The sequence below is a fragment of the Deinococcus sp. Marseille-Q6407 genome (assembly GCF_946848805.1).
Classification (GTDB): domain Bacteria; phylum Deinococcota; class Deinococci; order Deinococcales; family Deinococcaceae; genus Deinococcus.
Genome location: NZ_CAMPFU010000002.1, coordinates 275,504 through 295,087, shown reverse-complemented (window position 1 = coordinate 295,087; position 19,584 = coordinate 275,504). Strand labels below are relative to the sequence as shown.

The window sequence follows — 19,584 nt, the reverse complement described above, 5'->3', positions numbered from 1 at the left end:
GGAGCGGCCCGGAGCAGCCAGCCGCCGCTGCTCTAGACTGCCGGATATGACTTTCGACCTCTGGCTGGCCATCACTGCTCTGGGCCGCGACGAAGTGTTTATCGCCGTGCTGGCCCTGTATACCTGGCTGGTCAACCCGCGCGGGGCGCAGCAGCTGGGGGTGGCCTTCGCGCTGTCGTACCTGGTCAACTCGGCCCTGAAATATTCGCTGGACCTGCCCCGGCCCTTTACCGCCGGCGACACCGCACCCAGCGCAGCAGCCCGCGCCACCGCCGGCGGCCCCAGCTTTCCCAGCGGGCACGCCCAGCTGGGCAGTACCCTGTGGCTGGGATTGGCAGCGCAGCAGCGCCGGCCCTGGCTCTGGGCTGTAGCCGCGTTGCTGACCGGACTGATCGCCTACTCCCGCATCGCTCTGGGTGTCCACTACCCGGCCGATGTCCTGGCAGGTTTGGCGCTGGGCGTGGTGTTTGCAGCGCTGGCCGGCTCGCGGCACTGGGCACTGCCCAGCGATGCCCTATGGCGCTGGGGCGTCCTGGCCGCTGTGCTGCTGGCCTGCTTACTGCTGCCGGCCGGTATCCCCCGCGAACTGCCGGCCGGGCTAGGAATGCTGGCCGGGTTCTGGGCAGTGCAGCCGGATTATGCCCCACCGCGCGGCTGGGCCGGACGGCTGTTGGTGGGCGTCCTGGGACTGGCCCTGGTGCTGGCGCTTTATCTGGCCTTGTCGGTGCTGCTACCGGCCGCCTGGAAAGCGCTGGCAGTGGTTACAGCCCTGCGCTACGCCGTGCTGGTGCTGTTTGCAGGTGCGGCCGTGCCACGGCTGCTGGGCCGCTGGCTGCCACGCGAGCAGCCTGCGCTGCCGGTGGGGCAACAACCCCAGCGGGTCTAAGCGCAGACCGGCGAAAAAGGCGAGATTAGATTTTACTCAGCTCGCTGTACTTCATGATGGTCTCGTCTTCGCTGAGGAACTCGCCCTCGGCGTCAGGGCTCCAGACCACCTCGCCGCGAATCAGGGTGCGGCCGCTGACGCCGCTGATCGCCTGCAGAACGGCCTCAATCTCGCGGGCGCTGGGCTGATCGGTCTGACCCAGTGCCGGGAAAGCGTGCGCCGCCACCGCAATGGTCACCACCAGGTACAGATCGCCAATTTCTTTCTCATAGCGGTAATCGGTGGCGTGCTCGTAGGCCGAGCTGTCGTCATTGTTCTGGTAGTGGCTGGTGGTCTGGCGGGTAAAGGCGGCGCGGGCCTGGGTGGCCCAGGCGCCCACCTGGCCGTCGGTCTGCTGGGCGCCGCCGCCGGTCACGGCGACCCGGCCGTAGGTCCAGCGGGCCCGCTGCCGCAGCAGTACCACAGCCGCCTCCTGAATCATGCGGGCCAGGCCCTCGTCGGTATCAGGGTCGCCCCGGTGGGCCACTTCCTGCATCGCCGCCTTGACCTCGTCGCCGTGGGTCAGCGCCACCTGCACCAGCACCGCGCGGGCGCCGGTGTCTTCCAGACCGCCGGCCAGGCCACGGGCACCGCCGCTCATGGCCCGGCGCATGGAGCCGATCACCATGGTCATCACCACCCCGAACAGCACCAGGCCCAGGATGCCGCCGCCACCGCCGCCACCACCGATGATGATGGGGCCGCCCATCGGCACCGGATAAAACCCGCCGCCGCCGCTGTAGCCGCCACCCCGGTAGCCACCGCCACTGTAGCCGCCACCGGAATATCCGCCGCCGCTGTAGCCACCGCCCGAGTAGCCACCGCCACCCCGGCTGCTGCCGCCGAACCCGCCGCCCGACTGGGCCTGAGCGGCATTCAGTTCTGCAAAGGGAACTCCGGTCAGGCCTACCGGGGCCAGACCCAGCAGGGCGCTGAGGCCCAGCAGGGCCAGAACCCGGCCGAATGTCTTCTTGCTGCTCTGTGCTGCCTTGCGTGCCATATCGTTTCTCAGTCTAGGGGCTGACCCGGCCGGGCCGACGCAGAAGCCAAGCAGACCTAAAGGCTATGCTGCGTGCCATGACCCATTCTCAGCCCGGCGACAACCTGCATCTCACCCTTTCCCCGGAGCAGTGGGCCGGCTGGCTCGGCTCACTTTGCGAGCTGCCGGACGGCACCCCGGCGGCGCTGGCGCCGGCTGAGCGCCCCCCCCGGGCCGAACCGGTAGACGCCTACGCCCTGAGCGCCTACGCCGAAGCCCTGCAAAGCGCCGAGGTGGACGGTGAACTGTGGGACACCTACAGCGACCTGGAACTGGAAGGCGCAGACGACGAGGCCAAGGCCTGGGAAGAAATCAAGGCGTTTTACCGGGACCGAGGTTACGTGCTGCTGGAAGTGCGCGGCGGCCTGCAAGGCGGCGAACCCGAAGAATGGATTTTCGCGCCCGAGCTGCTGAAACGGCTGCGCCTCGGCGATTGGCTGGCCTGAGCAGGCGTACCTGTCCTCTGACAGAAGCGGCAGCTGCGCCCACCCGGCACTGATCAACCAAATCTGAATTCGCACATAATGCATACTCACATCCCGCGGGAAAACGTGACCTAGATTGGATATATGGGACGAAACAATAACCGTTATGACCGCAGGAACGATTCCGACTCCAACTCTTTTGGCAAACTGCTGATTTTTGGAGTGGTGCTGGGCGCCGGTATCTACCTGGTGACCCGCGAACAGAACCGCCGCGCCATTGACGCCAAGCTGTCCGAACTGGGCCTCAAAGACGCTGCCGAGGATCTGGGCAACAGCGTGTCCAAGGGCTGGGAACAGACCAAGCAGGCCGCTCAGGACGCCGGCAGCACCATCGCTTCGCAGGTGGCCGAAGTCGGCGACACGGCTGCCCACGCCGCCAAGGACGTGGCCGACACCGCCCGCGACAACCAGGGCACTGTGCAGCAGGCCGGCCAGCAGCTGAAGTCCGATGCTCAGGACGCCGCTTCCAAGGTCCAGGACAAGGCTGCGGGCGCCGTGGATCAGCTCAAGGACAAGGCTGAAGACGCCAAGGACGCTGCCCAGCAGAAAGCCGGCGAAGTCAAGCAGGACGTCCAGCAAGCCGGCGAACAGCTCAAGGACAAGGCTGAAGACGCCAAGGACGCTGCCCAGCAGAAGGCCGGCGAAGTCAAGCAGGACCTTCAGAAGGACAGCGGCAAGGGCACCCAGTCGGGCGCCTGGCCCTACACCAACAACACCGCCGCCAGCCAGAAGGGCAGCAGCAACGATACGGAAAGCATCATTGACACTGGCGCCAACCCCAGCAGCGGCAAGCCCAGCGAACGCAAGTTCTAAAGCTTAAACGCTCAATCCTGGCCCCTTTCCCAGTTCTGCCCGGCCCCGCATCACGCGGGGCTTTGTTTTGCCTGGTCATAGGTCACTCGCCCGCCCAGCTGCCAAAAAGTGGAAAACGGGAACGCCGCTTTTCCCACTTCAGCCACAGCGCGGCCAGGAGAAGCTGCTCTAGACTGCCTCCCATGACCACACAGGCCCGTCCCAAGCTAGAGCAGCCCCTCTCAGAAAGCCTTTTTGCCCGCGCCCGGCAGGTGACGCCCGGCGGGGTCAACAGCCCGGTGCGGGCCTTTGCCAGCGTGGGTGGGCATCCCCATTTCATCGCCCACTCGGAAGGCGCCTACCTGACCAATGCCGACGGTCAGCGCCTGCTGGATTACATCGGCTCCTGGGGTCCGATGATTCTGGGCCACAACCACCCGGCAGTGCGTGAAGCGGTCGCCGAGGCCCTGCAGGGCGGCACCTCTTTCGGTGCGCCCAACGAGCGCGAGGTGCTGCTGGCCGAGAAAGTGGTGGAGCTGACCCGGGAGCAGGGCGTGGAGCGGGTACGCTTCGTGAACTCCGGCACCGAGGCCACCATGAGTGCCCTGCGGCTGGCCCGTGGGGTCACCGGCCGCAAGTACATCGTGAAGTTCCGGGGCAATTACCACGGGCACGCCGACGGTCTGCTGGTCGAGGCCGGCAGCGGCCTGCTGACCACCGCGCGCGGCGAACTGGGCGAAGCGGCCCCCAGCAGCGCCGGCGTGCCGCCCGAGTACGCCGCCCTCACCCTGGTCAGCGAGTACAACGACCCGGCCGCGCTGGACCGGCTAATGCAGGAACGCGGTCAGGAGATTGCCGCCGTAATTTTCGAGCCGGTGGTGGGCAACTCCGGCGTGCTGATTCCCACGGCTGAATTTCTGGCCGCGCTGCACCGGGTACGCGAGCACGGCACCCTCCTGATTGCCGATGAGGTGATGACCGGTTTCCGGCTGTCGCTGCAGGGTGCCAGCGGCCGACTGGGCCTGCAGCCGGACCTGATCACCTGGGGCAAGATCATCGGTGGGGGCCTGCCGGTGGGAGCCTACGGCGGCCGCGCCGAAATCATGGAAGTGGTCTCGCCCAGTGGCCCGGTATATCAGGCCGGCACGCTGAGCGGCAATCCGCTGGCGATGGCCGCCGGCCTGGCAACCCTGACTGAACTGCAGGCTCACCCGGAAATCTATGCAGGGCTGGAACGCTATACGGCGGCACTGGCAGATGGCTTACGCGCCGCCGCTCAGGAAGCCGGCGTGCCGCTGACGGTCAACCAGATCGGTTCCATGCTGACAGCTTTTCATCAGGCGGCGCCGCAGGGCGGCATCAGCAGTTATCAGCAGGCCGCCCGCAGCGATACCCAGGCGTTTGCCGGCTGGTTCCGCGCCATGCTGGACCAGGGCGTGTACTGGGCACCCAGCCAGTTCGAGAGCATTTTTGTGAGCGCCGCGCACGGAGACGCTGAACTGAATCTCACGCTGGACGCTGCCCGGCGGGCCTATGCTGAACTCTGAAATGATCGCATACAACCTTTTTGCCGCCTGCCAGGGGCTGTCATGACCCTGCTGTCCAGTCCTCAGGAGCTGGCCGCGCACCTGCGGCCGGAAGGTGCCACCATCGCCGTTCTGGGCTTTCACCGTGATCCCAGCCGGGCGGCCCACTACGTGCCCGAGTACCTCTACCGGCGCGGTTTCAGGATCATTCCGGTCAACCCGGCTCTGACAGAAAGCGGCGAGGAATACTTCGGATGCCCGGCCGCGGCGCAGCTGTCGGACATTCAGGTGCCGGTGGATATCGTGCTGATTTTCCGCCGCTCGGACAAGGTCCACGAGCATCTGGACGACATCCTCAGCCTGAATCCGCGCCCCCGCCTGGTTTGGATGCAGCAGGGCATCCGTGACCCGCAGACGGCGGCCGCTCTGAACGCCGCTGGCATTGATGTAGTGCAGGACCGCTGCATGATGGTGGACCACCGCTCGCTGACCTGAGCCTGGCCTTTTCTGGTTATCCCCGCCGGACCACTCTGCCGCTCCTGGCGGGCACCTTGGCCAGGGCTTTATCCTCCGGCCGGCCCCTTGCACCGGGGCTGGCCGAAGGGATATACTCAAGTTTAGCCAACCATGATGGGTTGGAATGGAGCCTTCTAAGCACACCGGCTTTTCCCCGGAAGAAGAAAAGGACCAGACCTTGCCCACACCCACCAGCTGCCGTCTCTGCCCCGCCCCGCTCTACTCGAGCCAGGCACCTCAAAGCAAAGCGGCTTTTTTTGTCTTGGCCTCTCGCTGAGACTTTTTCGCGGCCAACTGTCCCTGCCCGGGGCGTTGGCCTAGCTGCGTTGAGTGTCGCTGCGGTTCCCCCGGTTCCCTGCTCCGCCCCGCCATCATTTCAAAACCCCCAATTCTCATGAGGTGGACATGCAGCCACGCCCAGAAATTCAGCGCTTCGGTGAAATTGCCGAAGTCATCCCGCTTCCCGAACTGACCGAAGTTCAGGTCCAATCGTTCCGCTCTTTCCTGCAAGAAGGCAAGGCGCCCAGCGAACGGACCAACTTTGGCCTGGAAAGCGCTTTCCGCGAAGTTTTCCCTATTGATGAAACCGAAAAAGGCCGCTCAACCGGCCTGGTTCTGGACTACCTGGAATACCGCCTGGGCGAGCCTCCCTACTCCCCCGAAGAGTGCCGTGAAAAGGACCTGACCTACCAGGCCCCGATGTACGCCAAGCTGCAGCTGATCCACAAGGACAGCGGCTTGATTAAAGAAGACCAGGTGTTCCTGGGCGACCTGCCCCTGATGACCCGTGACGGCTCGTTCGTGATCAACGGCGCCGACCGCGTGGTGATCTCGCAGATTCACCGTTCCCCCGGCGTGTACTTCACCAGCTCCTACAAGGGCCTGAAAAAGCAGTACTCGGCGGCCATCATCCCCATGCCCAAGCGTGGTCCCTGGATCGAGCTGGAATGGGCCGGCGACATGCTGGAAATGAAGGTAAACAAGCGCAAGTTCCCCGTCAGCCTGCTGCTGCGTGTGCTGGGCATGGACGACGGCCAGATCCGCGAACTGTTTGCCGAATTCGACCCGGAAATTCAGCTGGAAGACAAGACCACCGGCATGAACGCCGACGAAGCGCTGCTGCGGCTGTTTACCGTGCTGCGCCCCGGTGACCCGCCCAAGCGCGACAAGGCCACCCAGTACCTTTATGGCCTGCTGGCCGACCCCCGCCGTTACGACCTGGGCGAACCCGGCCGCTTCAAGATGAACACCAAGCTGGGCACCTGGCAGCGCACCGAGCCTACCCTGCTGTCGTTCCGTGACGGCCAGTTCTTTGATGAAGGCCTGGTGGACACCATCCGTTATCTGATGGCCCTGCAAAACGGCCTGGAAACCATCACCCTGGGCGCCGACGCTGACGGTGTGGCGCAGGAAGTCCTGGTGTACGAGGACGACATCGACCACCTGGGCAACCGCCGCGTGCGTACCGTCGGCGAACTGCTGGCCGATCAGCTACGCGTGGGCATGGGCCGTATGGCCCGCGGCGTGCGCGAGCGGATGCTGCTGGGTAACCCCGACGCCGCCACCCCCACCAAGCTGGTCAACAACCGCCCCATTGTGGCGGCCATGCGCGAGTTCTTCGGCCGCAGCCAGCTCTCGCAGTTCAAGGACCAGACCAACCCCCTTTCCGACCTGCGCCACAAGCGCCGTATCTCGGCCCTGGGCCCGGGCGGTCTGACCCGTGAACGCGCCGGCTTCGATGTGCGCGACGTGCACCGTACCCACTACGGCCGCATCTGCCCCATCGAGACGCCCGAAGGTGCCAACATCGGCCTGATCTCCTCGCTGTCCTCCTACTCCAAGGTGAATCCGCTGGGCTTTATCGAAGCGCCTTACCGCCGGGTAGAAGGTGGCGTGGTCACCGATGAAGTGGTCTACATGACCGCCGACATCGAAGACCGTTACACCATCGCGCAGGCCAACTCGCCGCTGAACGACGACAACACCTTCGCTGAAGAGCGCGTGCTGGCCCGTAAGCAGGGTGACCCCCTTCTGTACGATCCCGAAGAGATCGAGTATATGGACGTGTCACCCAAGCAGATCATCTCGATCAACACCTCGCTGATTCCTTTCCTGGAACACGACGACGCCAACCGCGCCTTGATGGGATCCAACATGCAGTCACAGGCGGTGCCGCTGGTCCGTGCCGAAAGCCCCGCCGTAGGTACCGGCGTGGAAGAGCGCGTGGTGACCGACTCGGGCACCAGCGTGGTCAGCGACGTGACCGGCGAAGTGATTTACGTGGACAGCCGCAACGTGCAGATCCGCCTGACCGAGGACGCCCCCGAGCTGGGCCTGAAGGTCGGCAACGTGCAGACCTTCGAGATGGTGCGCTTTACCCGCTCCAACCAGGGCACCAACCTCGACCAGCACCCCATCGTGGAATTCGGTGAGCAGGTCACCAAGGGTCAGGTCATCGCGGACGGTCCCGCCTCGCAGTTCGGCCGCCTGGCGCTGGGCCACAACATCACCGTGGCGATCATGCCGTTTGACGGCTTCAACTTCGAAGACGCCATCTGCATCTCCGAAAGCCTGGTCCGCAAGGACTTCTACACCTCGATTCACATCGAAAAAGACGAAATCGAAGCCCGCGATACCAAGCTGGGCCCGGAAAAGATCACCCGCGACATCCCCGGCCTGAGCGAAGCCGCCCTGCGCGACCTCGACGAAGACGGCGTGGTGCGTGTGGGCGCCGAAGTCAAGCCCGGCGACATCCTGGTCGGCAAGACCTCGTTCAAGGGCGAGTCGGAACCCAGCCCCGAAGAGCGGCTGCTGCGCTCCATCTTCGGTGAAAAGGCCCGTGAAGTGAAGGACACCTCGCTGCGCGTGCAGTCCGGTCAGGGCGGCATCGTGGTGAAGACGGTGCGTTTCCGCCGCGGCGACGAAGGCGTGGACCTCAAGCCCGGCGTGCGCGAAATGGTGCGCGTGTATGTGGCCCAGAAGCGCCAGCTGCAGGTGGGCGACAAGGTGGCAAACCGCCACGGGAACAAGGGCGTGGTCTCCAAGATTCTGCCTCCCGAGGACATGCCCTACCTGCCCGACGGAACCCCGGTGGACCTGGTGTTCAACCCGCTGGGTGTGCCTTCGCGCATGAACCTGGGCCAGATTCTGGAAACTCACCTGGGCGAAGTGGCCCGCCTGACCGGCAAGAAGTTCGTGACCCCGGTGTTCGACTCGGTGACCGAAGCGCGCATCAAGGACATGCTGGAAGAGCAGGCCGACCTGCGCCTGACGCAGCGCCGCGAAGACGGTCTGGGCCCGGACAAGCGCGAACAGGAAGTGCTGGACCGCGCCGCCAAGCTGGGTGTGATCAGCGAACCCGGCGAAGACTACGAAGGCGCCCTGCGGCAGCTGTCGCGCACCGGCAAGAGCGTGCTGTATGACGGCCGCACCGGCGAGCCGATCAGCGGCCCGGTGGTGGTGGGCATCATGTACGTGATGAAGCTGTACCACATGGTGGAAGACAAGCTGCACGCCCGCTCCACTGGCCCCTACAGCCTGATTACCCAGCAGCCGCTGGGCGGTAAGGCGCAGTTCGGTGGTCAGCGCTTCGGGGAAATGGAAGTGTGGGCGCTGGAAGCTTACGGCGCCGCACATACCCTCAAGGAAATGCTCACCATCAAGTCGGACGACATCGACGGCCGTGACGCCGCCTACCAGAGCATCGTCAAGGGCGACCCGGTCACCGAATCCACCATTCCCGAAAGCTTCAAGGTGCTGGTCAAGGAACTGCACTCGCTGGGCCTGGACGTGGAAGTGCTGGACGGCGCTGACAAGCCGGTGGACATCTTCGAAGGCATGATGCCTAAGCGCTAAGGGCTAACGGGGAATAAGGAAGTGTGCTGGGCACCCAGCGGCCGGTAAAAAAGCCACTTCCCGCCTCCCTTCCCTCCCTGCTCCCCACCTCAGCATTTCTCTCCGCTCTTAACTCCCGAAGGAGTCTGAATGAAAGAGTTCAACAAAGTCCGCATCGCCATTGCCAGCCCCGACAAGATCCGGGAATGGTCCTTTGGTGAGGTGGAAAAGCCCGAAACCATCAACTACCGCACCCTGAAGCCTGAGCGCGAAGGTCTGTTCGACGAACGGATCTTTGGCCCGATCAAGGACTACGAGTGCGCCTGCGGCCGCTACAAGCGCCAGCGCTACGAAGGCAAAGTCTGCGAACGTTGCGGCGTTGAAGTGACCTCCAGCAAGGTGCGCCGTTACCGCATGGGCCACATTGACCTGGCGACCCCGGCCGCGCACATCTGGTATTTCAAGGACAGCCCCAGCAAGATCGGTACCCTGCTGGACCTGACTGCCGGACAGCTGGAAAAAGTGCTGTACTTCTCCAGCTTCCTGGTCACTGACCCCCGCAACGCCCAGAAGGAAGGCCGCCCCATCAAGCGCGGCGAACTGCTGAGCGACGATGAATACCGTGAACTGCGTTTCGGCCGGCAGGAAACCTACGCCCTGCACGGCGGCGCCGAAGCTGAAGTCAAGGACGGCGACTACGTGACCCGTGGTCAGTCGCTGGGCGGCAATGCCGTGGCCAAGATGGACGGCCTGGCCCAGTACCGTTTCCCCCGCCGCGCCGAAATCGCTTACCGCGAAGCGCAGGAAGCCGCGCTGCCGGTCAGTGCCGGTCAGCTGGTTCAGCAGGAAAGCTTCAAGGCCGGCGAGCTGCTGGCCGAGCTGGAAGAAGACGTGCAGATCACCGCTCCGGTGGCCGGCGTGGCTTTCCTGAAGGAAATGGGCGAAGACTCGATGATGATCGAGCTGCGCGAGCAGGTGGACGAACCCGAGCCCGAAGACACCGAAGGTGAAGACGGCGAAGCTGCCCCCGCCAAGCGCGTCCCCAGCGGCAAGCTGCTGGCCAGCGTGTACATCCCCCACGGCATGGACGTGCAGGTCGTACACGGCGAAATCCTAGACGAAGGCGCTGTGCTGGCGCAGGCCGCCGCAGGCAAGATTCTGCGTGTGAGCCGCGACAGCCGCCTGAGCGACGTGACCTTCGGCAAGAAGGGTGACGTCACCCTGACCGCCCACTGGAACCGCCGCGCCGCTTACGACATTGACCCCACCATGCACGTGCTGGTCGGTGACGGCAGCGAAGTGCGCAAGGGCCAGAAAGTGGTCGGCGCCATCGACGAAGACGAAGAAATCATCGCCGAAGCCGACGGCGTGCTGACCATTCACGCTCCCGCTTCCATCATGGTGAGCAAGGCCAAGGTGTACGAATACCAGGACGAGCCGCTGGTGGTGAACGGTGACCGGGTGGAGCCCGGCGACGAACTGGCCGATTCCGGCAATCTGAAGTCCGAGATCTCGGGCCGGGTGGAAATCGACCTGGTGCGCAAGCAGGTGCGCGTGATCGAGTCGTACGACTTTGAAGCCAAGATGGGCGCCGAAGCCATCAAGGACATGCTGGACGATCTGGACCTGGACCAGCTGGAAGCCGAACTGAATGGCATGATGAGCGACAACTCCCGCCACAAGCGCGCCCGCGCCCGCAAACGGCTGGAAGTGGTGCGTGCGTTCCAGCGCAGCGGCAACAGCCCCAGCTGGATGGTCATGGAAACCGTGCCGGTGATGCCGCCTGATCTGCGCCCGATGGTGCAGGTGGACGGCGGCCGCTTTGCAACTTCCGACCTCAACGACCTGTACCGCCGCTTGATCAACCGCAACAACCGCCTCAAGAAGCTGATGAGTCAGGGTGCGCCCGACATGATCATCCGCAACGAAAAGCGGATGCTGCAAGAAGCGGTGGACGCCCTGATCGACAACGGCCGCCGTGGCAGCCCCGTGACCAACCCTGGCTCGGACCGCTCGCTGCGTTCGCTGACCGACCTGCTGGGCGGCAAGCAGGGCCGTTTCCGCCAGAACCTGCTGGGCAAGCGCGTGGACTACTCGGGCCGCTCGGTGATCGTGGTGGGTCCGCAGCTGCGGCTGCACCAGTGCGGTGTGCCCAAGCGTATGGCGCTGGAGCTGTTCAAGCCCTTCCTGTTCAAGTTGCTGGAAGAAAAGGGTGAAGTCACCAACATCAAGCAGGCCCGCAAGATGCTGGAACGCTACCGCGACACCAAAGACAGCGTCTGGGACTCGCTGGAAGAAGTGATTGAAGACAAGGTGGTGCTGCTCAACCGCGCCCCCACCCTGCACCGACTGGGCATTCAGGCTTTCGAGCCGGTGCTGGTTGAAGGTCAGTCTATCCAGCTGCACCCGCTGGTCTGTGAAGCCTTCAACGCCGACTTCGACGGTGACCAGATGGCGATTCACGTGCCGCTGAGCGCTCAGGCGCAGGCCGAAGCCCGCATTCAGATGCTGTCGGCCCACAACCTGCTCTCGCCCGCCAACGGCGAACCCAACGTGAAGCCCAGCCGTGACATCATTCTCGGTATCTTCACCCTGACCCAGCTGCGCCGCGACAGCCTGGGCGCCGGCAGCGAGTACACCTCGGAACCCGAAGCGCTGGAAGCGTTTGACCGTGGCGAGCTGCTGCTAAACAGCCCGGTGAGCGTCAACGGCCGCGAAACCAGCCCGGGCCGCCTGCGTTACCAGTTCTCCAGCCCCGACGAAGCCATTCACGCGGTAGACAGCGGCAAGATCGACTACCAGGATCACGTGACCATTCGCCTGAACGGCACGCTGTACGAATCCAGCGCCGGCCGGATGATCTTCCGCCGCCTGGTGGAAGAAGCCCTGGGCGAAAACGCCAGCATGGTGGACCAGCTGGTGCGCCTGGATGTAGCCTACGAGAAGGACAACCTCAAGGACATGGTCATGGCCTGCTACCGCGAGCTGGGCATTGAAGCCACCGCTCACCTGCTGGACGCCCTGAAGGACAGCGGCTTCAAGCTGTCGACCACTTCGGGCATCACCATCGGGATCGACGACATCGTGATTCCGCCGAACAAGGGTGACATCCTGGCCGACGCCGACGCCCAGGTGGCCGAAATCGAGCAGAACTACGAATTCGGCTTCATGACCGAAGAAGAACGCTACAAGCAGGTCGTGGACCTGTGGAACGACACCAAGGACGAAGTGAAGAACGCCATGTTCCAGAACTTCGCCGACAACTATCCCTTCAACCCGCTGTGGATCATGAGCCAGTCGGGCGCCCGTGGTAACGCTCAGCAGATCACCCAGCTGGCCGGGATGCGTGGCCTGATGGCCCGACCCGACGGCCGCACCATCGAAGTGCCGATTCGTGCGTCCTTCCGCGAAGGGCTGACGGTGCTGGAATACTTCATCTCGACCCACGGTGCCCGTAAGGGTGGGGCCGACACCGCACTGCGTACCGCCGACTCGGGTTACCTGACCCGTAAGCTGGTGGACGTGGCCCACGAAATCGTGGTGCGCGACCTTGACTGCGGCACCAACGACTACACCACCATGCCGCTGGGCGAAGTGGACAGCCGCACCGGCGAGTGGCGCACCCGCAAGGGCAGCGAACTGGAAACCAGCATCTATGGCCGCACCGTGGCTGTGGATATCGAACTGAGTGACCGGACCATTCCCGCCGACACCATGCTGGCGCTGGAAGACGTGCAGCAGATCGGCAAGGAAGCCGAAACCCTGCGCGAAGTGCATGTCTATACGCCCTTCAACTCGACCATCCGCAACGGCGTGGACCGCAAGTGCTACGGCTACGACCTGTCGCAGGCCAAGCCGGTCTCGCTGGGCGAAACCGTGGGCGTGGTGGCCGCCGAAAGTATCGGCGAACCCGGCACGCAGCTGACCATGCGCACCTTCCACACCGGCGGTGTGGCGGGCGGTGGCGGCGACATCACCATGGGTCTGCCGCGCGTGATCGAACTGTTCGAAGCCCGCAAGCCCAAGGTGCCGGCCATTCTGGCTGACCGCGACGGCGTGCTGCGGGTGGAAGAAGAAGAAGAACGTTACCTGCTGCGCATTGAAGCGGACGACGAGGAATTCTCCTCCAAGACCGCCATCAAGGTGCCCAAGACCCTACGTCTAGTGGTGCGCGACGGCGAACGGGTGGAAACCGGCCAGCCGCTGACCCGCGGCGCCGTGAACCCCCACGACCTGCTGGAATACAAGGGTATTGACGCCGTGCAGCGCTACTTGGTGGAAGAAGTGCAGCGGGTATACCGCAGCCAGGGCGTGAAGGTACACGACAAGCACATCGAAGTGATCGTGCGTCAGATGCTGCGCTTCGTGGAAATCACCAACGGCGGCGACACTGACCTGCTGGAAGGCCAGCTGGTGGAACGCTGGGACGTGCAGGACGCCAACGACGCCCTGGAAGCCGGCCAGACCCCGGCCAGCTGGAAGCCGATCCTGCTGGGCATCACCAAGTCGAGCCTGACCACCAAGTCTTGGCTGTCGGCCGCCTCGTTCCAGCACACCACCCACGTGCTGACCGAAGCCTCCATGCGCGGTCAGGTGGATGACCTGATCGGCCTGAAGGAGAACGTCATCCTCGGCAAGCTGATTCCGGCCGGCACTGGCCTGAACGCGGTGCGCGACATTCAGGTGGCTGACGACCGCACCTTGGAGCGCTATAACCCCGCTGCCGTGGCTGCCGCTCCGGCGCCCCGCAGCGAGGACCGCGAGGCCAACAACAGCGAAGCTCCAGCCACCGGCGCGGCCCTCTAAGTCCTCTCAGATCAGCTCTAAAAAACCCCCCGCCGCTGGGCAGGGGGCTTTTTTATTGGCTGCGGTTTTACTGGGCCGGGCGCTCGTAGGCTTCGTCGTAAAGCTGAGCGTAGCGTTCACCCAGTTGCAGAATGAACCGCATCTCCAGCCGCGAGGCCCGGGCGCTCAGGCGCACTTCCACGCTCAGCATCAGGGTGGAATAGGCCAGTGAAAGCGCGCCCAGCACCGCCAGCACGGTGGGCAGCAGGCCGGTATTGCCTTTGGTCAGTTCGCGGGCGCCAATCAGGACACTGGCCAGCACGAACAGGCTGATGGCGATGTAGAGGCCGGTCATGGCCCGCAGCAGCATCCGGCTGCGCTGCGAGTGGATTTCCAGCTGCTGCATGATCATGTCTTTTTCGGCGTTGGCCAGGGCCTCGTCCAGATGATCGCCCTCGACCAGGCCGCGGAAACGCTCGGCCTGGTGCCGGATGCGGTCAGTAACCCGCCCCACCCGGGTGGTGGTGCTGACCAGAATGGCGCCGGCCCCGCTGATCAGCACCGCCGGTGTGATCATGGCGGTCAGGATGGTCAGGCCGGAATCCATCAGGGCCGGACAGCGGGCGCCGGCACTGGACTAGTTGCTGGGCTGACCGAAGTCGAGCCGGCTGGAGCTGGACCTGAAGGAGTAGAAGCAGGCGCTGGCACAGATGCCGGAGCCGGAGTGGCAGTGGCCGGCAAGCGGCTCAGCAGAGTCAGCGTCTGGGCGTCTGGCCCTTCAAAGCCGGGGCTGTAGGCCCGGATCAGCACTGCTACTGCGTCGCCCAACTGCCAGGCAGCTTCCAGACGGTAGGCGGCCACGCAGGCGCGGTTTTCGGGCAAGCGGGTGCCGTCACGGAACCAATCCTGGCCGTTGACCCTGAGGCGCAGGCCCACCGGCGCGGCCGGCAGCAGCCCCGCCGCCGTGCAGGTATTGAAAGCAGCCTGGGGACTTACCTCAATGTTCTGCACACCACCGGGCGCCCCCTTGGCGAGGGTCACGGTCTGCGGGTCCTGGGCCGGCCAGCCGCTCAGCGAAGGCAGCGGTGCGCCCTGGGCCCACAGCACCCGGCCCGGCACCGGGCGCTCTAGCCCCAGCGCTCTGAGCCGGGCAGCATGTTTGGTCAGCAGGTCCTGGGCCAGCTGCTCGGAGGTTCTGGTGCCGGCACCAGCTTCCTCGCGGGCCACCAGGCGCTCTTCCAGCATTACCCCTACCCCCTGGCGCACCACCCGCAGCTGGGCTGCCGGGAACCCGCTGCCGTCTTCGGTCCAGTAGGTCAGCATCAGGTGATAGGCCCCGTCCGGGCTGAACCCGTAGAGGTACGGCTGGGGCAGGTTGGCGGCGGCCGCCTGTGTGGCCAGCAGCGCCGGCAGGGTCAGCAACAAGGCACGCTTCATAGGGTCAGGATACCCCCCGGCGGGCCGCCTGGCCGGTCCGCCCGACACTCCAGCGCGGTGGGCGCGGCGGGATACAATGCGCCCATGCGCTCCCCCCTGCCCCCGCAGCTGTACGCCTACGGCACAGTTTCGGCCATGCTTCTGATGGTGGCCGCGCTGATCTGGCCGCCGCTAAGCCCTTACGCCGTGGCCTGGATGGCCGCCATTCCGGTGGTGGGCGCCCTCTGGGTGGCCGTGACCGCCTGGCGCCACGACCGGCCGCTCAGCGTGGCGGCGCTGCTGGCGGTACTGGGGCTGGCCGCCGTATTTTTCGGGCGGGGCCTGATTCCGTAAGTCCGCTCCTGTAGGCCGGATTCCGTGGACTGGATTCCGTAAACTGGGGTATGAGCAAAGCACCTTTCCGGCTGGACGGCAGGCGCGCCCTGATCACGGGCGCTTCCAAGGGCATCGGGTTTGCAGCGGCGCAGCTGATGCGCGAGCTGGGTGCCGAGGTGACCATCGCCGCACGGACCGGGGCCGAAGTGCAGGCCGCGGCAGAGAGCATCGGGGCCGCCTGGTTCGCCGCCGACGTGAGTACGTCAGAGGGCGTGCAGGCCGCGCTGGACGCCGCCGGGCAGGTGGATATCCTGGTGTCCAACGCCGGCGGGCCACCTCCCTCGCTGCCCAGCGAAGTGACGGAAGCTGCCTGGGAACAGGGCTACCAGACCAATTTTCTCAGTACCGTGCGGCTGGCGGGCGGCGCGCTGCCGGGCATGCGCGAGCGTGGCTGGGGCCGCATCATTGCCGTTACGTCCATGACGGTGGGGCACCCGGCCATTAACCTGCCGGTCAGCAACGCGCTGCGGGCCGCCGTGACCAACCACCTGCGCACCCTCAGCCTGGAAGTGGGCGCCGATGGCGTGACTTGCAACACGGTGGCCCCCGGTTACACCGCCACGCAGCGCCTCAAGGACCTGCACTCCGGCCCAAGGCAGGCCGCCGCCCTGGCCGGGAGCATTCCACTGAAACGCTTCGGGGAGCCGCGCGAGGTGGGTGCCGCCATCGCCTTTCTGGCGTCGGACGAGGCTGCCTATATCACTGGGCAGGAACTGCTGGTGGACGGCGGGTACTCGATTTGACCATGTCACCCCACCCGGAGCCGGCCGCTGCACCGCTGGCCCGCGTGAGCACCTGGGGCTTTCCGGCGCGGCTGGCCCTGCTGCTGGGCGGGCTGGTGCTGTACGGCCTGAGCCTGCGGCTGATGATTGATGCTGGCGTGGGCGTGGCGCCCTGGGACGTGCTGCACACTGGGCTAGCCGGGCGATTTCCGGTCACGGTGGGCCAGGCCAGCATCCTGATCGGGCTGGTGATCGTGGCCTGTAGCCGGCTGCTGTTGGGGCAGCCTATCGGACTGGGCACTGTGCTGAACACCCTGCTGGTGGGGCTGTTCGTGGCCCTGTTCGCCGGGCTGCCGGCTCCGGCCGGACTGGAGCTGCGCTGGGCCGAACTGCTGGCCGGCACCCTGCTGCTGGGGCTGGCGACCGGTACATATGTGGCCGCCGGGTTGGGTGCCGGACCCCGCGACGGGCTGGTGCTGGGGCTGTCACGCCTGACCGGCCTCAGCGTGGCGCGGCTGCGCACTGGTCTGGAACTGGCCGTGCTGGCCCTGGGCTGGGCACTGGGCGGACAGATCGGCTTGGGCACCGCTGCTTTTGCCCTGCTCAGCGGCCCGGCGATGGGCTGGGGACTGGGGCTTTACGGACTGAGCCGGGGTGAAAGCCGGCCACCGGTCTCAGGAGCGGCAACCCAGCGCTAGCCTAAGCTCAGCCGGGAGACAGCTCGCGGTGAAAGACGCTGAGGGCCTGCACGGGGGTGTACATGTTGCGGGTGGCCAGCAGGTCGCCGGAAAGGCTGAAGATTCGTAGCAGCTGACCACCCTGCGGCACCGCGTAGATTTGCCCACGGGGGCCCACGCCCAGCAGCCAGAGTGCCTCGGCCGGTTCTCCCGCCTCGCGGCTGAGCGAAACCGGAGCGCTGGCAGTGCCCTCGGCATCCACCCGGCGCACCTTGCCGGCGACGGCGTCCACCAGATACACTGCGCCGCTGGCATCCACCGTCAGGCCGCTCAGGGTCCGCAGTTCATCCGAGCCGCGTTCCAGCCGGAAGGCCAGCCGCGACACATACCCGCCCTGCGGGGTAAAGCGCTGCACCCGCTGATTGCCCGAATCCAGCACATAGAGATAGTCGGCCGACGCGCAGAGGGCCTGGGGCCGGTGAAACTCACCCTCCTGCTCACCCGGACCGCCGAAGCGGAAGCGGAACTCGCCGGCCGGCCCGTAAGCCTTGACCTGCTGTGACTCAGCGTCCAGCACGTAGGTGAGGTCGCCCAGCACTGCCAGCCCCGCCGGGTGCAGCAGCTCGGCTTCGCCCAGGCCGTAGTGACCGAACTGCCGCAGCGGCAACCCCTGGGAATCCAGCGCCCACACCTGCCCGCCGGAAAGCCCCGGCTGCGCGAACCCCACCAGCAGTTGCCCGTTGGCGCCGCGGCCCAGCGCACTGGGCACCCCCGGCAGCGCCAGGTCCTGTTCTCCCTCGGCAGCGCTGCTGCCCCAGCTCTGGCGCAGTTTGCCCTCGGTATCCAGCAGCCGCAGCGTACCCCGGGGATCGTCCACCACCAAGGCCAGAACATCGGCGTCCTCAAAGGCTTCGTCAATCAGGATGTCGTCGTCCAGCGCGGCAATGACTTCATCGAGGTTGGGCCGGCGGTCGGGGTCTTTCTCGATCATCTGCAGAATCAGGTCGTTCAGGCGGCTGGGCACCCCGCGCCGCACCTGATTGGGCGGCTTGGGATCCTCGAACACCTGCTGATGCACCACCGATTCGTAGCTGCCCTCGAAAGCAGCCTGACCGGACACCATTTCATAGCCCAGCAGACCCAGTGCATACAGGTCGCTGCGGACGTCGGTGCGGATGCCCTTGGCCTGCTCGGGGGCCATGTAGGTGGGCGTGCCCACCCGCGCCCCGGTCATGGTGAGGCGCGAGAGGGCCTGACCCACCGCAATGCCGAAATCCATCAGCTTGACGCCGCCGGGCCGCAGCTGTTCGCCGTCCCAGGCATCTTCCAGCAGCATCACGTTGGAGGGCTTCAGGTCGCGGTGCACCACCTTGTGCAGGTGAATATGCCGCAGGGCGTCGGCCAGGGCGCGGAAGACCTGCACCGCTTCGGGCAGGGTCATGCGGCGCTGCTCCAGCACCTGCTCCAGCGAAATTCCCCTAAGGTATTCCATCGCGATGTAATACTCGCCGCCGCTCATGCGGTAGTCGAACACCCGCACGATGTTGGGGTGGTCGAACCGGCTGAGAATCTCGGCCTCGCGGAAAAAGCGCTTGACGAATTTCTCGTCGGTCAGGTACTTCTCCTGCGGCACCTTGAGGGCGGCTGTCAGGCCGTCGCTGCGGCGGTGCGCCAGATAGACGCTGCCCATGCCGCCCACGCCCACCCGCCGCTCGACAGAGTACTCGGCGAAATCCAGCTGCTGCGCTTCTGGCAGGTCCAGCTCGGTGGTCAGGCCCGGCACCCAAGTGCGGCGGTTCGGGCCGGGGTGCGCCTCGGGCAGCGAGCGACCGCGCCGTTCCCGCTCCCTTTCCAGCTCCAGCTCCGGTTCGCGGACCAGCTGCCGCAGCCAGCGCGGGTGACGGTTCCGCGACAGCGCTCCTCCCAGCAGGCCCGGCAGCGCGGCGGCCAGCAGCACCAGCAGGGCCTGCACCCGCCCGGGCCCGCTGTCTACCTGCCAGTTGACCGCCAGCAGCAGGATCAGCAAGGCCAGCAGCACCGCCAGAATCAGGGCGCGCAGGGTCCGCTCGGCCGGAAACATCATCAGGCGCAGACTGGCCACGAACAGGCCCAGCAGCAGCGCCACATTAATCATTTCGGTCATGCCGGTTCCACCCGGAGGGGCGCCCGACGCGGCCTTTTCCTGCACTGCACTCGATTCTCTCGCATCACCTTCCCCATCCCGCCGCTCAGCTTAACCGAAGGATCATGGCGGGTCCGCACGCAGCGCCGGCCTTCCTGTGCAGCCCTTCGCTGCTTTTCCGGCTCTCAGAGTAGCCCCCTGGCGGTCTCGGGACTCTCACATCCGGGAAGCGCCCGGCGCGAAACGGCGCTGGAACAGCGGTGGAACGAAACCCACTCATTCAGCCGGAAAGCCGCTCTTTTGGAGCGCGGCGGCGCGGCGGGCCCCCCTATACTGAGCGCTGATGTGG

14 protein-coding genes are annotated in these 19,584 nt (G+C 65.6%); 10 read left to right on the top strand and 4 right to left on the bottom strand.

The window, feature by feature from the left end:
* Positions 1 to 46 precede the first annotated feature (46 nt).
* A complete protein-coding gene (locus OCI36_RS03450; protein ID WP_261663684.1) occupies positions 47 to 886 on the top strand; it encodes a phosphatase PAP2 family protein in 840 nt (279 codons plus the stop codon).
* A 25-nt stretch (positions 887 to 911) separates the two neighbouring features.
* On the opposite strand, the gene OCI36_RS03445 is transcribed toward OCI36_RS03450, so the two are convergent.
* Entirely contained in the window at positions 912 to 1,925 is a 1,014-nt protein-coding gene (locus OCI36_RS03445; RefSeq protein ID WP_261663683.1) for a DUF1517 domain-containing protein, read from the bottom strand.
* Between the two features lie 77 nt (positions 1,926 to 2,002).
* Between OCI36_RS03445 and OCI36_RS03440 the strand changes: the two genes are divergently transcribed.
* The 6 genes from OCI36_RS03440 to rpoC all read left to right on the top strand — a co-directional run bounded on the left by OCI36_RS03440 (position 2,003) and on the right by rpoC (position 13,923).
* Positions 2,003 to 2,410, top strand: coding sequence for a hypothetical protein (locus OCI36_RS03440; protein ID WP_261663682.1), 408 nt, complete (start codon positions 2,003 to 2,005; stop codon positions 2,408 to 2,410).
* Positions 2,411 to 2,533: 123 nt separating this feature from the next.
* Positions 2,534 to 3,262 (top strand): hypothetical protein, encoded by a 729-nt coding sequence (locus tag OCI36_RS03435; RefSeq protein ID WP_261663681.1) that lies wholly within the window; start codon positions 2,534 to 2,536, stop codon positions 3,260 to 3,262.
* 182 nt (positions 3,263 to 3,444) lie between these two features.
* A complete protein-coding gene (gene hemL / locus OCI36_RS03430; protein WP_261663680.1) occupies positions 3,445 to 4,788 on the top strand; it encodes a glutamate-1-semialdehyde 2,1-aminomutase in 1,344 nt (447 codons plus the stop codon).
* Positions 4,789 to 4,830: 42 nt separating this feature from the next.
* Positions 4,831 to 5,262 (top strand): CoA-binding protein, encoded by a 432-nt coding sequence (locus OCI36_RS03425; protein WP_261663679.1) that lies wholly within the window; start codon positions 4,831 to 4,833, stop codon positions 5,260 to 5,262.
* A gap of 426 nt (positions 5,263 to 5,688) precedes the next feature.
* Entirely contained in the window at positions 5,689 to 9,138 is a 3,450-nt protein-coding gene (locus OCI36_RS03420; protein ID WP_261663678.1) for a DNA-directed RNA polymerase subunit beta, read from the top strand.
* 129 nt (positions 9,139 to 9,267) lie between these two features.
* A complete protein-coding gene (gene rpoC, locus OCI36_RS03415; protein ID WP_261663677.1) occupies positions 9,268 to 13,923 on the top strand; it encodes a DNA-directed RNA polymerase subunit beta' in 4,656 nt (1,551 codons plus the stop codon).
* Between the two features lie 67 nt (positions 13,924 to 13,990).
* Here the strand turns inward: rpoC and OCI36_RS03410 are convergent, their stop codons facing one another.
* Both OCI36_RS03410 and OCI36_RS03405 read right to left on the bottom strand, forming a co-directional pair.
* Positions 13,991 to 14,509 carry a DUF2721 domain-containing protein gene (locus tag OCI36_RS03410; RefSeq protein ID WP_261663676.1) on the bottom strand — a complete coding sequence of 173 codons (519 nt, stop codon included), beginning with the start codon at positions 14,507 to 14,509 and terminating at the stop codon, positions 13,991 to 13,993.
* Positions 14,509 to 15,339: a DUF2259 domain-containing protein gene (locus tag OCI36_RS03405; protein WP_261663675.1), complete on the bottom strand. Its 831-nt coding sequence runs from the start codon at positions 15,337 to 15,339 to the stop codon at positions 14,509 to 14,511. Before OCI36_RS03405 ends, OCI36_RS03410 begins: the two co-directional genes overlap by 1 nt.
* Positions 15,340 to 15,423: 84 nt before the next feature.
* On the opposite strand from OCI36_RS03405, the gene OCI36_RS03400 reads away from it, so the two are divergent.
* From OCI36_RS03400 to OCI36_RS03390, 3 genes are read left to right on the top strand one after another with little or no spacing between them, the layout of a single operon-like run.
* Complete coding sequence (locus OCI36_RS03400) at positions 15,424 to 15,672, top strand: hypothetical protein (protein WP_261663674.1); 249 nt, start codon at positions 15,424 to 15,426, stop codon at positions 15,670 to 15,672.
* 50 nt (positions 15,673 to 15,722) lie between these two features.
* Positions 15,723 to 16,457 carry an SDR family oxidoreductase gene (locus OCI36_RS03395; RefSeq protein ID WP_261663673.1) on the top strand — a complete coding sequence of 245 codons (735 nt, stop codon included), beginning with the start codon at positions 15,723 to 15,725 and terminating at the stop codon, positions 16,455 to 16,457.
* Between the two features lie 2 nt (positions 16,458 to 16,459).
* Positions 16,460 to 17,134: a YczE/YyaS/YitT family protein gene (locus OCI36_RS03390; protein ID WP_261664367.1), complete on the top strand. Its 675-nt coding sequence runs from the start codon at positions 16,460 to 16,462 to the stop codon at positions 17,132 to 17,134.
* 7 nt (positions 17,135 to 17,141) lie between these two features.
* Here the strand turns inward: OCI36_RS03390 and OCI36_RS03385 are convergent, their stop codons facing one another.
* The gene (locus OCI36_RS03385) at positions 17,142 to 19,256 is read right to left on the bottom strand and encodes a protein kinase domain-containing protein (RefSeq protein WP_261663672.1); all 2,115 of its coding nucleotides are present in this window, start codon (positions 19,254 to 19,256) and stop codon (positions 17,142 to 17,144) included.
* Positions 19,257 to 19,584: the final 328 nt, after the last annotated feature.

What these genes read in the sequence shown, in the direction of transcription:
- OCI36_RS03450 (WP_261663684.1), top strand. Translation starts at nt 47, where the DNA reads ATGACTTTCGACCTCTGGCTGGCCATCACTGCTCTGGGCCGCGACGAA.
- OCI36_RS03445 (WP_261663683.1), bottom strand. Translation starts at nt 1,925, where the DNA reads ATGGCACGCAAGGCAGCACAGAGCAGCAAGAAGACATTCGGCCGGGTT.
- OCI36_RS03440 (WP_261663682.1), top strand. Translation starts at nt 2,003, where the DNA reads ATGACCCATTCTCAGCCCGGCGACAACCTGCATCTCACCCTTTCCCCG.
- OCI36_RS03435 (WP_261663681.1), top strand. Translation starts at nt 2,534, where the DNA reads ATGGGACGAAACAATAACCGTTATGACCGCAGGAACGATTCCGACTCC.
- hemL (WP_261663680.1), top strand. Translation starts at nt 3,445, where the DNA reads ATGACCACACAGGCCCGTCCCAAGCTAGAGCAGCCCCTCTCAGAAAGC.
- OCI36_RS03425 (WP_261663679.1), top strand. Translation starts at nt 4,831, where the DNA reads ATGACCCTGCTGTCCAGTCCTCAGGAGCTGGCCGCGCACCTGCGGCCG.
- OCI36_RS03420 (WP_261663678.1), top strand. Translation starts at nt 5,689, where the DNA reads ATGCAGCCACGCCCAGAAATTCAGCGCTTCGGTGAAATTGCCGAAGTC.
- rpoC (WP_261663677.1), top strand. Translation starts at nt 9,268, where the DNA reads ATGAAAGAGTTCAACAAAGTCCGCATCGCCATTGCCAGCCCCGACAAG.
- OCI36_RS03410 (WP_261663676.1), bottom strand. Translation starts at nt 14,509, where the DNA reads ATGGATTCCGGCCTGACCATCCTGACCGCCATGATCACACCGGCGGTG.
- OCI36_RS03405 (WP_261663675.1), bottom strand. Translation starts at nt 15,339, where the DNA reads ATGAAGCGTGCCTTGTTGCTGACCCTGCCGGCGCTGCTGGCCACACAG.
- OCI36_RS03400 (WP_261663674.1), top strand. Translation starts at nt 15,424, where the DNA reads ATGCGCTCCCCCCTGCCCCCGCAGCTGTACGCCTACGGCACAGTTTCG.
- OCI36_RS03395 (WP_261663673.1), top strand. Translation starts at nt 15,723, where the DNA reads ATGAGCAAAGCACCTTTCCGGCTGGACGGCAGGCGCGCCCTGATCACG.
- OCI36_RS03390 (WP_261664367.1), top strand. Translation starts at nt 16,460, where the DNA reads ATGTCACCCCACCCGGAGCCGGCCGCTGCACCGCTGGCCCGCGTGAGC.
- OCI36_RS03385 (WP_261663672.1), bottom strand. Translation starts at nt 19,256, where the DNA reads ATGACCGAAATGATTAATGTGGCGCTGCTGCTGGGCCTGTTCGTGGCC.